We start from the raw sequence: 14,937 nt of genomic DNA, 5'->3' as shown, positions 1-14,937 counted from the left end.
TCGTGCTTAACATCTACAACACGCTGAGCAAAACCAAGGAAGCCTTCAAGCCGCTCGATGGCAACAAGGTGCGCATGTACGTCTGCGGCATGACCGTGTACGACTACTGCCACCTTGGCCATGGTCGCAGCATGGTGGCCTTCGACCTGGTCACCCGCTGGCTGCGCAAGAGCGGCTATGAGCTGACCTATGTGCGTAACATCACCGACATCGACGACAAGATCATCAACCGGGCCAACGAGAACGGCGAGACGTTCGATGCGCTGACCGCCCGCATGATCGACGCGATGCACGAAGACGAGCGCCGCCTCAACATTTTGCCGCCGGATCAGGAGCCGCGTGCCACCGACCACATCGCTGGCATGCACGCAATGATCCAGACGCTGATCGACAAAGGTTACGCCTACGCGCCAGGTAACGGCGACGTGTACTACCGGGTAGGCAAATTCGTCGGTTACGGCAAGCTGTCGCGCAAGAAGATCGAAGACCTGCGCATCGGTGCGCGCATCGAAGTCGACGAGGCCAAGCAGGACCCGCTGGACTTCGTGCTGTGGAAGGGCGTCAAGCCGGGCGAGCCAAGCTGGGAATCGCCGTGGGGCCCGGGCCGTCCGGGCTGGCACATCGAGTGCTCGGTGATGTCCACCTGCTGCCTGGGCGAAAGCTTCGACATCCACGGCGGTGGCAGCGACCTGGAGTTCCCGCACCACGAGAACGAGATTGCCCAGAGCGAGGCCGCGACCGGCAAGCAGTACGCCAATGCCTGGATGCACTGCGGCATGATCCGTATCAATGGCGAGAAGATGTCCAAGTCGTTGAACAACTTCTTCACCATCCGCGACGTGCTTGAGAAGTACCACCCGGAGGTGGTGCGTTACCTGCTGGTGGCCAGCCACTACCGCAGTGCCATCAACTACTCCGAGGACAGCCTGCGCGATGCCAAGGGCGCTCTGGAGCGCTTCTACCACGCACTGCGCGGCCTGCCGCGCGTGGCGGCCAAAGGTGGCGAAGCGTTTGTCGAGCGCTTCAGCATGGCGATGAACGACGACTTCGGCACCCCGGAAGCCTGCGCTGTGCTGTTCGACCTGGTGCGCGAGATCAACCGCCTGCGTGACAGCGATCTTGAGGCTGCTGCTGGCCTGGCGGGTCGCCTGCGTGAGCTGGGTGATGTGCTGGGTGTGCTGCAGCTGGAGGCTGATGATTTCCTGCGGGCCGGCGCTGAAGGCAAGGTGGATGCTGCTGAGGTTGAAAGCTTGATCCAGGCGCGGCTGCAGGCACGGGCTGACAAGAACTGGGCCGAGTCGGACCGTATCCGCGACCAGTTGACCGCCATGGGGGTGGTGCTGGAAGACAGCAAAGGCGCAACCACCTGGCGCCTGGCTGACTGATCGGCGCTGTGAAGGGGCTGCCAGGCAGCCCTTTCACGACACCTGGCCCAGGCTTCAAGCCTTGCGGCACACTACGAAACAGCAGAAACCGCTTTTCTTCCCAACACCGCACGCCCTTTCTTCATGCCGACCGCCAGCGCCAACAAGATCAACGCGATCGATAGCCAGTCCCATCCGCTCGGAACCTGATGCACGATCACGGCCGAGCTGACGATGCCGAACACCGGAATCAGCAACGACAACGGCGCCACCGTCGACACCGGGTACTCGCGCAGCAGGCAGTTCCACCCCCAATAGCAGAAGTGCGTCGCGGCATACACCTGGAATGCCAGTGAACAGGCGACGACGGTATTCGCTTGTGTAACCAGCGCCACAAACGGGCTTGTGCCGTGCAGCCACCAGGTCAGCAACAGCAAGGGTACCGGCGCGAAGAGGCTGGCCCACACGACGAAGGCGAATATCTCCCGCACCTTTGACAGCTTGATGATGACGTTGCCGATGCTCCAGGCCAGGGCGCTGATCATCACCAGGGTCAAACCGATGGTTGTGGTCTTGCCAGGGCTCGCGGCGAGGATGCCAAGCAAGCCGGTTGCCGCCAGCACGATGCTGATCAGTTGGGGCCAGGCCAAGGGTTCGCGAAACAGCAAACAGCCCCAGGCCAGCGTAAAGAATGCACTGAACTGGATCAGCAACGAGGCGCTGCCTGGCGGCACACCCATGGCAATCCCCAGGTTGATCAAAGCCCACATGGCGACGCCAAAGATCAAGCCATAAGCACCCAGCCAGCCGATCGCGACATTCGGGCGCTTCACGAAAAACACCCACGGTAAGGCGCACAGCGCAAAGCGGATGCCTGAGAGCAGGAGCGGGTCGACGTGGGCCAAGCCCAGTTTGGTAATCGGAAAGTTGATGCCCCATAGCGCAGTAACCAGCACTGCGAGGATCAGGTGTTTTCTACGCATGGTTTGACAGCCTTGTGAAAGTCGCGGCAGGGGGCCTTGACGCATTTGCCAATATGCCGGGGCCTGGTTTGGCCCGCTTTCAATCCAAGGTCAAATACCATTAAAATCAGGCCATGACGCATGCAGATGACACGCTGTACGAAGACACCGCTTGCGATGTGGTGGTGACGAGGAGGGCTTTTGCCGATGGCGAACTGTTCCCGATGCACAGCCACAGGCGGGGCCAGTTTGCCTACGCCGCCTGTGGCGTGATCACGGTAGCGACCGCTTCGGGCACCTGGGCAGTGCCGCCATTGCGGGCCATCTGGGTGCCTGCCGAGCTTGCGCACGCTATGCACATGCGCGGCCCCGTCACCATGCTCAACGCCTATATTTGCCCGCAGTCAGCCAAGCGGGTCGGCCTTCCTGAGCACTGTCAGGTTTTTGCAGTTTCGCCCCTGGTGCGCGAGCTGCTTGAGAAGGCTATTGAAGTGCCTGCCCAGTATCCCGCGCAGGGGCGTGATGCGTGTTTGATGGGGCTGCTGCTTCATGAGATCGCCGGCATGCCGGGTGTGTCACTCAATGCCCCTATGCCCGAGGAGCCACGCCTTGCACGGGCGTGCAGGGCGTTTCTGGCGGAGCCCTCGTTGCAAACAGGCATCGACGGGATGGCGGAGCGCGCCAGCATGAGCCGGCGCACCTTCACCCGCCAGTTTCGCCTGCACACCGGGATCAGTTTTAACGAATGGCGCCAGCAGGCATGCTTGCTGGCAGCCGTGGTTCGGCTGGGCAATGGTGAGCCCGTTACGCGTGTTGCGACAGCGCTTGGGTACAGCACTCCAAGCGCTTTCGCGACGGTGTTCAAGCGTTTTCTCGGTGCTGCTCCCAGCCGCTACTTCGCCGATCCCGCCAATGGGCAATGCAGCACCAGCTTGGCCCCGCCCAGTTCGCTGGAGCCGATTTCCAATCCGAAACCATGCAGGTCTACGATCGCCGCCACGATCGACAAACCCAGCCCGAAGCCCGGGTGACGGTGGCCTTCCTCGCTGCGATAGAAGCGCTTCAGCACAGCGGTGCGCTCTTCTTCAGGAATGCCCGGCCCAGTGTCCTCGATGGCGATATGCAGGCCCCGTTCATCCTGCGTCGCCGAAACCCGCACGCAGCCGCCCGCTGGCGTGAACTTGATGCCGTTGCCCACCAGGTTGGCCAGCGCCTCGAACAACAATTCGCGGTCACCGTGCAGCGCCGGTAACTGTTCGGGCTGGTCCAATTCAAGCCGAATAGCGCCATCTTCGGCCAACGGCAGGTAGAAGTCGTGGAGTTCCACCAGCAGCCCATGTGGGTCGAGCTGAACGAAGCCGGCACGGCGCTGACGGTCTTCCAGTTCGCTGATACGCAGCAAGCCGCGAAAGCGTGCCATCAGTGTGTCGGTTTCACCTATCGCCTGGTCGAGTGCCTCGGCCTGCGCCGAATCGCTGTCGCTCTGCTGGCGAATGCGGTACAGCTGGGCGCGCAGGCGGGTCAGTGGCGTGCGCAGGTCATGGGCGATGTTGTCGCACACGCCCTTGACCTCATGCATCAACCGCTCGATGCGGTCGAGCATGGCATTGACGATGGCGGCCAGCATGTCCAGCTCGTCGCGCCGGGCCGACAGCGGCAGGCGGTGGGTGAGGTCGCCCGCCACGATCAGTTCGGCCTGGGCCTGAATGGCGCGGATGCGCTTGAGCGGTCTGCGCCGCAGCAGGTACCAGCCGGCAAAGCCTGGGATCAGGGTCAGGGAGATGCCCCAAAGCAGGGCATGCAGAATGATCCGGGTGACCACGAACAACGAGCCGTTGTCCCGCACCAGCACCAGCCAGCGGCCATCCTGCACCTTGATCGCCACGGCATCGCAGCTGTCGCGTGGCATGTGCGGGTCGTCGGCGTCCAGGCAGCGTTTAAGCTCATGGACCTTGCCGTCCAGGCCAAGCTCGGAGGGCAGGGTGCGAATACGCCCGCCAAGCGGGTTGAGCTGGGCATCGAACAGGCCGTAGGCGTCGAAGCTGCGCTCTTCGAAGGCCTGGCTGGCAATCAGCGCGTCGTCCAGTTGCTTGCCGCTCATGTGTGCGAACAGGTGCTGGCGCTGCAGCATGGAATGGCGGGTGAGTTTGTTCAGGTAGCTGGACACCTCGAAGTACAGCACCCCCATGAGGATGCTGCTCCAGGCCACGAACAGAAAGCTGTACAGCGCCAGCAGGCGGCTGGTCGAGGAGCTCCAGCCCTTAGACGGGTTCAGCAATGGCATAGCCCGAGCCCCGTACGGTACGGATCAGCGGCGATTGGCCGGGAGAGTCGATCTTCTTGCGCAGGCGGCCAATGTGGACATCGATCAGGTTGGTGCCGGGGTCGAAGTGATAACCCCAGACCTCCTCGAAAATCATCATCCGGGTGATGACCTGGCCACTGTGGCGCATCAGGTATTCCAGCAGCTTATATTCGGTGGGCAGCAGGTTGAGCGTGTGCTCGCCGCGCCGCGCTTCGTGGCTGATCAGGTCCAGTTGCAAGTCGGCGACCTGCAGGCGGGTCTGGGTCATGGGCACGCTGTTGCGACGCAGTAGTACCTCGACCCGGGCGGCCATCTCGTCCGAGGCAAAGGGCTTGGTCAGGTAGTCATCACCCCCGGCACGCAGGCCGCGCACCCGTTCGTCGACGTCAGACAGGGCGCTGATCATCAGGATCGGCGTGGCGATCTTCAGGCTGCGCAGGGTGGTGACGATGGTCAGGCCATCGACTTCGGGCAGCATGCGGTCCAGGGTAATCAGGTCGTAGCCACCGGCAATCGCCTTGGCCAGGCCTTCCCGGCCATTGTCGGCCCAATCCACGTCCAGGCCGTGGCTGGAGAGTTCGGCGACGATTTCCTGGCCGGTGACGGCGTCGTCTTCGATGGTCAGTACGCGTGGCATGCTGGTTCCTGGGCGGCGAATAGAGGCTTGATTGTGCCAAAGAATAGACAAACGGCGATTTAAGAAAAATTCATCTGGCAAAGCACGGTCGACCAAGCGGCCAAAAAAAAAGGGCATGCCATTGCCTGGCATGCCCCGTTTTCAGGCTGTCGCAGCGCCTCAGGCGACCTTGACGATCCAGCCTGCCGGTGCTTCGACATCACCGCTCTGGATGCCGGTCAGCTCGTTGTAGAGCTTCTGGGTGACCGGGCCGACTTTTTCCAGGTCGTGGAACACGTGCAGCTTGCCGTTGTACTCGATGCCACCGATCGGGGTGATCACCGCGGCGGTACCGCAAGCGCCGGCTTCGATGAAGCGGTCGAGGTTGTTGATCTCGACATCGCCTTCGATCACTTTCAGGCCCAGGCGCGAGGACGCCAGTTCCATCAGCGACAGGCGGGTGATGCCTGGCAGCACGGAGGCCGATTTCGGCGTGATGAACTCGTTGTTGGCGGTGATGCCGAAGAAGTTGGCCGAACCGACTTCCTCGATCTTGGTGTGAGTCAGCGGATCGAGGTAGATGGCATCGGCGAAGTTGGCCTTCTTGGCTTCAGCGCCCGGCTGCAGGCTGGCGGCATAGTTGCCACCGACTTTGGCTGCGCCGGTGCCTTGCGGGGCGGCGCGGTCGAAGCTGGAAATCTGGAAGTTGTGCGGCTTCATGCCGCCCTTGAAGTACGAACCCACCGGGATGGCGAAGACCGAGAAGATGAACTCGGGTGCGGTACGCACGCCGATGTTGTCACCGGTGCCGATGACGAACGGGCGCAGGTAGAGGGCGCCTTTGCCATGTGGCGGCACGAAGCGCTCGTTGGCCTTGACCACTTGCTTGCAGGCCTCGATGAACACATCGGTTGGCACGTGCGGCATCAGCAGGCGGGCGCAGCTGCGCTGCATGCGCGCGGCGTTCTGGTCTGGGCGGAACAGGTTGATCGAGCCGTCCTTGCAGCGGTAGGCCTTGAGGCCTTCGAAGCACTGCTGGCCGTAGTGCAGGGCAGTGGAGCCTTCACTGATGTGCAGTACGTTGTCTTCGGTCAGGGTGCCCTTGTCCCACTCGCCATTGCGCCATACGGACAGGTAGCGCTTGTCGGTCTTGATGTAGTCGAAGCCCAGCTTGTCCCAATTAATGCTCTCGTTACTCATGACACCCTCGATTGTCTTGCAGATGCCCGATTGCTCGGGCTGCTGTTATATGCGCACCACGCCACGATAATACATCCGTCGCGGATCGGGAACGGCCAGTCACGAAACAGCTTGCGATTGGGGGCTTGCTGGGGCGTGTCTTGGGTTTTGCGGGAGGGGGGTAGGGGCATGCCCTGAGGGTTCTGGCGCCTGTGAGATCGAGCGCCGCACGCGCGGCGCTCGATCTCACAGGCGCTGAAAATCTCTCGTCATCCATATGGGGCCATAATGCATATCTCTGCCAACACCCTCAGCCCCCCCGCAGCCGCCTGTTCCAATCCCCTCCATGGCTGCGGCTACAGGCCTCTTCACTGTCAAAACGCACATGCCAGGCCGGATGATCCAAGCGTATCCCTACTTCATCGAGCGCCTGACAGGTCAGCGCCAGCATGCGCGCCTTGGCCACCCCAGCCAGCGCTGCAGCTTTGTCTGCCTCGCGCTGGAAAACCCAGGTGATGCGCAAGCTTGCGGGAAAGTTGTCGGGGTCGAGGCGGTGGGTGAGCCAGGTGAACCCGACGATTTCTGCCTTGGCCGTATCGCAGGCCTCCGTCAGGCAAACTACCAGTTCACGCTCCACACGTGCCACCTCGCGCTTACCCATAGCCTTCATTGGGCAGCCTCATCATCAATTTGCTGGCAAAAACGCAAGCGGTTGCCGAACGGGTCGTACACCTGCATCTGCAGGCCCCAGTCCAGGCGTTCGGCCTCAGGTCGGGCGTAGCCGTAGCGTTTGGCCTGCAGTTCGCCTTCGAGGGCGCGCAGGTCGTCGATGCGGGCAAATACGGTTGAACCAGGGGTAGCGTCTCCATGGTGCTCGGTCAGGTGCAGGATCAGCCCGTCGCGATGAATTTGCGCGTACAGGGGTAGGTCCGGGCTGAAGCGGTGCTCCCAGTCGAGGCTGAAACCGAGAAAATCGAGGTAGAACTCTTTGGCCTTGTCGACCGAAAAAATACGCAGTACCGGGATGGCGGGGGCGAGCGGCATAAGGCGTCCTTGACCGTTGGCAAAGGTGCCACTGTAGCGCAGTTAGGCGGTCGCCTGCGCGTCTCTGGCTGCCGGGCCGACGGCAATGGTTGACCACCTGCCGGCCACTGCGTAGCCTTGCCAGTTCGAGGTTCTTCGGCCAGGCCGAAGCTAAGACGGGAACGCGGTACATGCCGCGGCTGCCCCCGCAACTGTAAGCACCGACAAAGGATCGACACAGCCACTGCGTAAACCGCGCGGGAAGGCGTCATCCGGCCAGCCTTGCTCTTTACCGAGCGGCGGGCATGGTGCGAGCCAGGAGACCTGCCTCGAAGCGCTTTCGACTTTCAACCGGGCGGGGTGATCCGGTGGCGAACAAGCCCGGCCGACCTGGCCCGTGGCTGTCGTCCTGCATGCCCGCGCCATCTGCCAAGGGCACCGCGACATGAAAACACTGGCCAAACTCCCTGTCACCATCGTTACCGGCTTCCTCGGCTCGGGCAAGACCACCTTGCTGCGGCACATGCTCGATAACGCCCAGGGCCGCCGTATCGCGGTGATCGTCAACGAATTCGGCGAACTGGGCATCGATGGCGACATCCTCAAGCAGTGCAGCATCGGCTGCACCGAAGAAGAAGCCAGCGGCCGCGTTTACGAACTGGCCAATGGCTGCCTGTGCTGCACCGTACAGGAAGAATTCTTCCCGGTAATGCGCGAACTGGTCGCGCGCCGTGGTGACCTCGACCACATCCTCATCGAAACCAGTGGGCTGGCCTTGCCCAAGCCGTTGGTACAGGCCTTCCAGTGGCCGGAAATTCGCAACGCCTGCACCGTCGACGCGGTGATCACCGTGGTCGACAGCCCGGCCGTGGCTGCCGGTACCTTTGCCGCCTACCCGGACCAGGTGGATGCACAGCGCAAACTCGACCCTAACCTGGACCACGAGTCGCCGCTGCACGAACTGTTCGCCGACCAGTTGGCCAGCGCCGACCTGGTGGTGCTGAACAAGGCCGACCTGATCGACGCTGAAGGCCTGGCCAAGGTCCGCGCCGAAGTCGCCGAAGAGCTGCCGCCCGCCGTCAAGGTGGTCGAGGCCAGCAGCGGTCGCCTGCCGCTGGAAGTGCTGCTGGGGGTGGGCGCCGAGTCCGAGGCGCACATCGACGGCCGCCGTACCCACCATGATTCGCACCACGATGGCGACGACCACGACGATCATGACCACGACGCCTTCGATTCGATCTCCATCGACCTGCCCGAGGCTGACGAAAGCCTGTTGCTCGATGCCCTGACCCAATTGGTGGTCGAGTTCGGCATCCTCCGCGCCAAAGGCTTCGCCGCCATCCCGGGCAAGCCAATGCGCCTGCTGGTGCAGGGGGTGGGTACCCGCTTCGACAAGCACTTCGACCGCGCCTGGCGCGCCGACGAGCCGCGTATCACGCGCCTGGTACTGATCGGCCAAGCGCTTGACGCTGCGCAACTCGAAGCGCGTCTGCGCCAAGCACTGGGCGCCTGACCCATGCACCTGCTGCGGACCCAGCCCGGCGGCTTCGTGCCGGATGACAGCATCGCCGACCTCGGCCAGAGCCCCGCCGACCTGGTGATCCTCTGCAGCGGTGATTCACACCTGGCATTGCTCGCCGACACGGCCGAGCAATTGCCTGACGACTTCCCCAGTTTGCGCCTGGCCAACCCGATGCAGGTGCAGAACCATGCCTCGGTCGACTTGTATGTCGACCAGGTACTGCGCCATGCCAAGGTCATTCTGGTGTCGCTGCACGGTGGCGTTGGCTACTGGCGCTATGGCGTCGAGCAACTGGTCGCGCTGGCGGCCCAAGGCGTGCAGCTGATCCTGGTGCCGGGCGACGATCGCCCGGACCCGGAGTTGACGGGCCTGGGCACGGTGACCGGCGAGCAGGCCGAGCGCCTCTGGCACTTTCTGCGCCAGGGCGGCAAGGCCAATGCCATCAACCTCTTCAACTGCCTGGCCAACCAGTGGCTGGGCCGCGATTATCGCTGGGACGAGCCGCAGCCCTTGCCGCGCACCTCGGTGTACCACCCGGCCAAGGGCAGTGCAGCGCTTGAAGAATGGTATACGCAGTGGCACCCGGAACACCCGGTGGCACCGCTGCTGTTCTACCGCTCTCACCTGCAGGCGGCCAATACCGCATTCATCGACGTATTCTGCGAACGCTTGCTGGCGGCCGGGCTCAACCCTTTGCCGATCGCCGTCGCCAGCCTCAAGGAAAGTGCCTGCTTGGAACAAGTCGAGGCCTGGCTGGACGAGGTCGGTGCCGAGGTGTTGATCAATACCACGGGGTTTGCCTTGTCCAGCCCCGAGCGCCCCAACCTGCGCCCGTTCCGCCGCGATATCCCGGTACTGCAGGCTATTTGCGCGCAAGACAACCAACCCGCCTGGGAAACCAGCGAGCAAGGCCTGGGCGCGCGCGACCTGGCCATGCACATTGCCTTGCCGGAGCTGGACGGGCGCATCATCACGCGCCCGGTTAGCTTCAAGGACATGGCCTGGCGCAGCGAGCGCAGCCAGTCCGACGTGGTCTGCTACCGCGCCCATCCCGAGCGCATGGACTTCGTCGCTGAGCTGGCCCGGCGCTGGGTAGCGCTGGCCCGCTTGCCCAATGGCCAGAAACGCGTGGCCCTGGTGCTGGCCAATTACCCGACCCGCGACGGCCGAATTGGCAACGGTGTGGGGCTGGACACGCCGGCGGCTGCGTTGAACATCCTCAAGGCGCTGCAGGGCGAAGGGTATCCGCTGGCCGACCTGCCGGGCACGGGCACCCAATTGATCCACCAGTTGCTGGGCGGCGTGACCAACGACCTCGACCATCTCGACCAGCGCCCCTGCGCGCAGAGCCTGAGCCTGGATGACTATCAGGCAGCGTTTTCCCGCCTGCCGGAGGCCAATCGCCAAGCGGTGCTGGAGCGTTGGGGGGCGCCGGAACACGACCCCATGTACCGCAGTGGGCGGCTGATGGTGGCAGGCCTGCGCTTCGGCCAGACCTTCGTCGGTATCCAGCCGGCACGCGGCTACCAGGTTGATCAAAGTGCGGTGTACCACGACCCCGACCTGGTGCCGCCACACGGGTACCTGGCGTTTCATTTCTGGCTGCGCCATGCCTATGCTGCCGATGCGGTGATTCACGTTGGCAAGCACGGCAATCTGGAGTGGCTGCCCGGCAAGGGGGTCGGCCTGTCGGCGCAATGCTGGCCAGACGCGCTGCTCGGCCCGTTGCCGAACATCTACCCGTTCATCGTCAACGACCCGGGGGAGGGCGCCCAGGCCAAGCGTCGCACCCAAGCGGTCATCATCGATCACCTGATGCCGCCGTTGACCCGCGCCGAAACCTACGGCCCGCTGCGTCACCTGGAGCAACTGGCCGACGAATTCTATGAAGCGCAGCTGCTCGACCCGCGGCGTGCCCGCGAGCTGCAGCGCGACATCCTGGAACTGGTCAAGGCCAACCACATCGATCGCGAATTGCAACTGGAAGGCCAGCTGGACGATGCCGCCGTATGGCTGCCGCGCCTGGACACCTACCTGTGCGACCTCAAGGAATCGCAGATCCGCGATGGCTTGCATGTGTTTGGCCAGTCTCCTGAAGGTAGGCTGCGCCTGGACACCTTGCTGGCGTTGCTGCGCGTGGAGCGCGGCGATGGCCGGGGTGGCAATGCCAGCCTGTTGCGCACACTGGCCAAGGCCCTGGTGCCCGGCTTCGACCCACTCGACTGCGACCTCGGGCAGCCTTGGCAGGGCGCGTGCCCAGCGTTTTTGCAGGCAGTGAGCGACGCGCCATGGCGCACCTGCGGTGATACCCGTGAGCGCCTTGAACTGCTGGCCCTGCAGATGATCGAGCAGGCACTGGGCGGAGCTTCGGCACTGCCTGCAGTGAGCGAATGGCAACCGGTGCACGAAGTGGTGCAAGCGCTCTGTGCAACGGTGGCGCCGAGCCTGGATGCCTGTGGTGCGGCAGAAATCGACGGCCTGCTGGCGGCCCTGGCTGGCCGCTTCGTCCCGGCGGGCCCCAGTGGCGCGCCAAGCCGCGGGCGCCTGGACGTGCTGCCCACCGGTCGCAACTTCTATACCGTGGATGTGCGTAACCTGCCCACCACCACGGCCTGGCGCCTGGGTTTCGCGTCGGCGAACCTGATTCTCGAACGCCACTTGCAGGACCACGGCGACCACCTGCGGCAACTGGGCCTGTCGGTATGGGGCACAGCAACCATGCGCACCGGCGGTGACGACATCGCCCAGGCCATGGCCTTGATGGGGGTGCGCCCGGTCTGGGCCACCGGCAGCCAGCGGGTCGACGATTTCGAAATCCTGCCGCTGGGGGTGCTTGATCGCCCGCGGGTAGATGTGACCTTGCGCGTCTCGGGGTTTTTCCGCGATGCCTTCGGCAACCTGATTCGCTTGTTCGATGCCGCCGTTCAGGCCGTGGCGGCGCTGGATGAGCCCGATGACCTCAACCCGCTGGCAGCACGGGTGCGCAACGAGCGCGAAACGCTGCAGGCACAGGGCGTCGACGCCGAGCAGGCGGCCCGCCAGGCTGGCTGGCGAGTGTTCGGGGCCAAGCCCGGTGCTTATGGCGCTGGCGTGCAGAACGCCATCGATGGCCGTTTGTGGCACAGCCGTGACGACCTGGCCGAGGTCTACCTCAACCACGGCGGCTACGCTTACGGCGCAAGCGACGAGGGCACCCCGGCCCGCGCCCAGTTCGCGCACCGCCTGGGCCAGGTCCAGGCGGTGTTGCAGAACCAGGACAACCACGAGCACGACGTGCTCGATTCCAACGATTACTACCAGTTCCAAGGTGGCATGCTGGCCGCCTCTGAAACCTTGTCTGGCGCGTCGGTAGCCAGTTATCACGGCGACCACAGCCAGGTCGACCGGCCGCGTATCCGCACCCTCAAGGAAGAGCTGAACCGGGTCATCCGGGCCCGTGCGCTCAACCCGAAGTGGATCGACGGGGTGAAGCGCCATGGTTACAAAGGCGCCTTCGAGATGGCGGCGACAGTCGACAACCTGTTCGCCTTCGACGCTACCACGCACCTGATCGACGACCATCATTATCAGTCCCTGGCCGATGCCTACGTGCTCGACCCGGCGACCCGCGACTTCATGCGCGAGCATAACCCCGAGGCCCTGCGCGACCTTACCGAGCGTTTGCTGGAGGCCCAGCAACGCGGCCTCTGGGAGGCGCCTGGCGACTACCGCGAAGCCCTTGAGGAGCAGTTGCTCGACGGCGAGGAACAGGCTTGAAATGAGTGAACCCGTACAATTCCCGCTGGCTGCAGTGGTCGGTGCCGATGAGCTGAAACTGGCCCTGTGCCTGACCGCCATCGACCCGAAGATCGGTGGCGTGCTGATCGAAGGCCCGCGCGGCATGGCCAAAAGCACCTTGGCCCGCGGCCTTGCCGACCTGCTCGGCGAAGGCCCGTTCGTCACGCTGCCATTGGGCGCCAGCGAAGAGCGCCTGGTCGGCACCCTCGACCTGGACGCTGCATTGGGGCAGGGCAAGGCACAGTTTTCGCCGGGCGTGTTGGCCCAGGCCGATGGCGGTGTGCTGTACGTGGACGAGGTCAACCTACTGCCCGATACCTTGGTCGACCTGTTGCTCGACGTGGCAGCCAGCGGCACCAACCGCATCGAGCGCGACGGCATCTCGCACCGGCATAGCGCCCGCTTTGTGCTGATTGGCACCATGAACCCGGAAGAAGGCGAGTTGCGCCCGCAGTTGCTCGACCGTTTTGGCTTGAATGTGGCACTAGAAGGTTTGCCCGAGCCGCACGCGCGCCAGCAGATCATCCGTCGCCGCCTGGCGTTCGACAGCGACCCGCAGGCCTTTTGCGCGCAATGGGCGGCCGCCCAGGCGCAACTGCGTGAGCGTTGCCAGCAAGCGCGCCACGCCCTTGCCTTGATTGCCTTGGACGATAAGGCCCTGGCCTGGATCACCGAGCGCTGTTATGCCGCCGGGGTCGATGGCCTGCGTGCTGACCTGGTCTGGCTGCGCGCTGCACGGGCGCATTGCGCCTGGCGCGGGGGCGCGGCCATAGAAGAAGCCGATGTGGACGCGGTGGCCGAGTTCGCCCTGCGCCATCGCCGCCGGGTGACGCCGCAGCAACAACAGCCGCCTTCGACACCGCCCGAGGCAGGCCAGCAGGGCGCAGACAATCAAGGCGGGCAGGGTGATTGGGGTGCGCTGCCACCTCAACCGGTAGTGAGTGGCGCGCGTCGCGAGGTGCCGAACTGGGCAAAAAAGCCCTGAGCATCCGCCCACGGCAGGCTCAAGGGGCGGATGCCAGACCACGCGTGGGCAAGCTGGCAGGCGCCAGCCGTGGCCGTGTGCGCAGTGCCGCGGCGGGCCGGGTGGCGTGGTTGCCGACCTTGCTCAAGGGGCGGCCCCGGCTGCGTGACGACCTGTGCTGGCAACAGCGCCAGGGCCAGGCTAACGAACTGTGGCTGGTGATTGTCGACGCATCTGCGTCAACCCGCCGCCATCAGGCACTGGCGCAGACCAAAGGCTTGCTGGCGGCGTTGTTCGACCAGGCATACCGGCAGCGCGCTCGGCTGGCCTTGCTGACCGCCAGTGGGCGGACACCGCAGTGGCAGCGTCACGGCCTGAAGGCCTCGGCAGCCCTGCAGCCCTGGTTGCAAGCGCTGGGAGCGGGCGGTGGTTCGCCGTTGATCGCTGCGCTGGAGCAGGCACGGCAGTGGCTGCAGACTCGGCAGCAGGCCCACCCCAATGAGGCTGTGCGTTGCCTGGTGTTCACCGACGGACGGCTGCAGCGCTGGGATGCCGTGCAGCCCATGCCGTGTGCCACGCTATTGGTCGACATGGAACTGGCGCCCGTTCGTCTGGGGCGCGCACAACAGTTGGCAGAACAACTGCAGGCGGATTATCAGCACCTGGAACAGTTCAAGGTTGTGGATTGAGTTACGGCGGCGGGGGAGGTTGCGACACTATGTCGCAATAACAAAAGTTGCGAGAGCCGCAACTTGAAAGTTGCGCAAGTGCGTGACAGGGCACGCACTTGGCGGGGTAATCGGTATTACTTCGGCATCGACCACGGTTGCAGGTCGTAACCTTTTTCGCACAGTTCGGCGCGCACTTCCTCGATCAGGCTGGCCCATTGCGCAGGGTCGGAATAAATGCGCGAGGACACTTGCTTGCTGCCGATGCGGGTGCTGGTCCGGTCGATCACTGCCAGGCTCAGCTCACCAGTACCGTTGGGTGCATCCCAGGCTACGCACTGGAAAGGTTCGAAGGCGTGGTCGGCAATCAGCAGTGCTTCGTTGACACGGAGCGGGGCATTCATGGTTCGGTCTCTCTATGGTCCCAAACATCGAAGTAAAGTCCGCGTTGCTTCAAAGTCGCCTCAATAATCGCGAAGTGCAGCGCGGGGTTATGTGTACTGATGCTCGTTGTCCGGGGGTAAGTCACACATTGGGTGTAAAAATTTTTGTCAGGG

Annotated in this window: 12 protein-coding genes, 1 pseudogene and 1 riboswitch; of the genes and pseudogenes, 6 read left to right on the top strand and 7 right to left on the bottom strand. The window is 63.8% G+C overall.

Features of this window, described 5'->3' with window-relative positions; all coding sequences use genetic code 11:
- The first annotated feature begins 2 nt into the window (after nt 1–2).
- Nucleotides 3–1,385: a cysteine--tRNA ligase gene (gene cysS, locus LJX93_RS14575; protein WP_033698271.1), complete on the top strand. Its 1,383-nt coding sequence runs from the start codon at nt 3–5 to the stop codon at nt 1,383–1,385.
- A 71-nt stretch (nt 1,386–1,456) separates the two neighbouring features.
- Here the strand turns inward: cysS and LJX93_RS14570 are convergent, their stop codons facing one another.
- Nucleotides 1,457–2,347 carry an EamA family transporter gene (locus LJX93_RS14570; protein WP_047583040.1) on the bottom strand — a complete coding sequence of 297 codons (891 nt, stop codon included), beginning with the start codon at nt 2,345–2,347 and terminating at the stop codon, nt 1,457–1,459.
- A 113-nt stretch (nt 2,348–2,460) separates the two neighbouring features.
- Here LJX93_RS14570 and LJX93_RS14565 point away from each other — a divergent pair.
- Nucleotides 2,461–3,231, top strand: a pseudogene (locus LJX93_RS14565) (helix-turn-helix domain-containing protein); the annotation flags it as partial.
- On the opposite strand, the gene LJX93_RS14560 reads toward LJX93_RS14565, so the two are convergent.
- The 5 genes from LJX93_RS14560 to LJX93_RS14540 form a co-directional block, all read right to left on the bottom strand.
- On the bottom strand, nt 3,219–4,610 hold the full coding sequence (locus LJX93_RS14560) for a sensor histidine kinase (protein ID WP_033698268.1): 1,392 nt from the start codon (nt 4,608–4,610) through the stop codon (nt 3,219–3,221). The pseudogene LJX93_RS14565 and the gene LJX93_RS14560 overlap by 13 nt on opposite strands.
- A complete protein-coding gene (locus LJX93_RS14555) occupies nt 4,588–5,268 on the bottom strand; it encodes a response regulator transcription factor (protein ID WP_033698266.1) in 681 nt (226 codons plus the stop codon). Before LJX93_RS14555 ends, LJX93_RS14560 begins: the two co-directional genes overlap by 23 nt.
- Before the next feature lie 159 nt (nt 5,269–5,427).
- The gene (locus tag LJX93_RS14550) at nt 5,428–6,447 is read right to left on the bottom strand and encodes a branched-chain amino acid aminotransferase (RefSeq protein WP_047583041.1); all 1,020 of its coding nucleotides are present in this window, start codon (nt 6,445–6,447) and stop codon (nt 5,428–5,430) included.
- Between the two features lie 289 nt (nt 6,448–6,736).
- The gene (locus LJX93_RS14545; RefSeq protein WP_227696093.1) at nt 6,737–7,096 is read right to left on the bottom strand and encodes a hypothetical protein; all 360 of its coding nucleotides are present in this window, start codon (nt 7,094–7,096) and stop codon (nt 6,737–6,739) included.
- Complete coding sequence (locus LJX93_RS14540; RefSeq protein WP_033698262.1) at nt 7,093–7,470, bottom strand: glyoxalase superfamily protein; 378 nt, start codon at nt 7,468–7,470, stop codon at nt 7,093–7,095. The genes LJX93_RS14545 and LJX93_RS14540 overlap by 4 nt, the downstream gene beginning before the upstream one ends.
- A 111-nt stretch (nt 7,471–7,581) precedes the next feature.
- Nucleotides 7,582–7,796, top strand: a riboswitch (cobalamin riboswitch).
- Nucleotides 7,797–7,894: 98 nt separating this feature from the next.
- On the opposite strand from LJX93_RS14540, the gene cobW reads away from it, so the two are divergent.
- The 4 genes from cobW (at nt 7,895) to LJX93_RS14520 (ending at nt 14,401) form a co-directional block, all read left to right on the top strand.
- Nucleotides 7,895–8,962 carry a cobalamin biosynthesis protein CobW gene (cobW, locus tag LJX93_RS14535; protein WP_033698261.1) on the top strand — a complete coding sequence of 356 codons (1,068 nt, stop codon included), beginning with the start codon at nt 7,895–7,897 and terminating at the stop codon, nt 8,960–8,962.
- Between the two features lie 3 nt (nt 8,963–8,965).
- Nucleotides 8,966–12,727: a cobaltochelatase subunit CobN gene (gene cobN / locus LJX93_RS14530; RefSeq protein ID WP_227696092.1), complete on the top strand. Its 3,762-nt coding sequence runs from the start codon at nt 8,966–8,968 to the stop codon at nt 12,725–12,727.
- 1 nt (nt 12,728) lies between these two features.
- Complete coding sequence (locus LJX93_RS14525; RefSeq protein WP_227696091.1) at nt 12,729–13,733, top strand: ATP-binding protein; 1,005 nt, start codon at nt 12,729–12,731, stop codon at nt 13,731–13,733.
- A 77-nt stretch (nt 13,734–13,810) separates the two neighbouring features.
- Nucleotides 13,811–14,401 (top strand): vWA domain-containing protein, encoded by a 591-nt coding sequence (locus LJX93_RS14520; protein ID WP_033700095.1) that lies wholly within the window; start codon nt 13,811–13,813, stop codon nt 14,399–14,401.
- Between the two features lie 116 nt (nt 14,402–14,517).
- On the opposite strand, the gene LJX93_RS14515 is transcribed toward LJX93_RS14520, so the two are convergent.
- Nucleotides 14,518–14,784, bottom strand: a complete 267-nt coding sequence (locus LJX93_RS14515; protein WP_013972506.1) for a hypothetical protein — start codon at nt 14,782–14,784, stop codon at nt 14,518–14,520.
- Between the last annotated feature and the right edge of the window lie 153 nt (nt 14,785–14,937).

It is taken from the genome of Pseudomonas sp. HN2-3 (assembly GCF_020691745.1).
Classification (GTDB): Bacteria; Pseudomonadota; Gammaproteobacteria; order Pseudomonadales; family Pseudomonadaceae; genus Aquipseudomonas; species Aquipseudomonas capeferrum.
The sequence above is the reverse complement of the archived record's forward strand: the minus strand, read 5'-3'. Positions and strand labels throughout refer to the sequence as shown.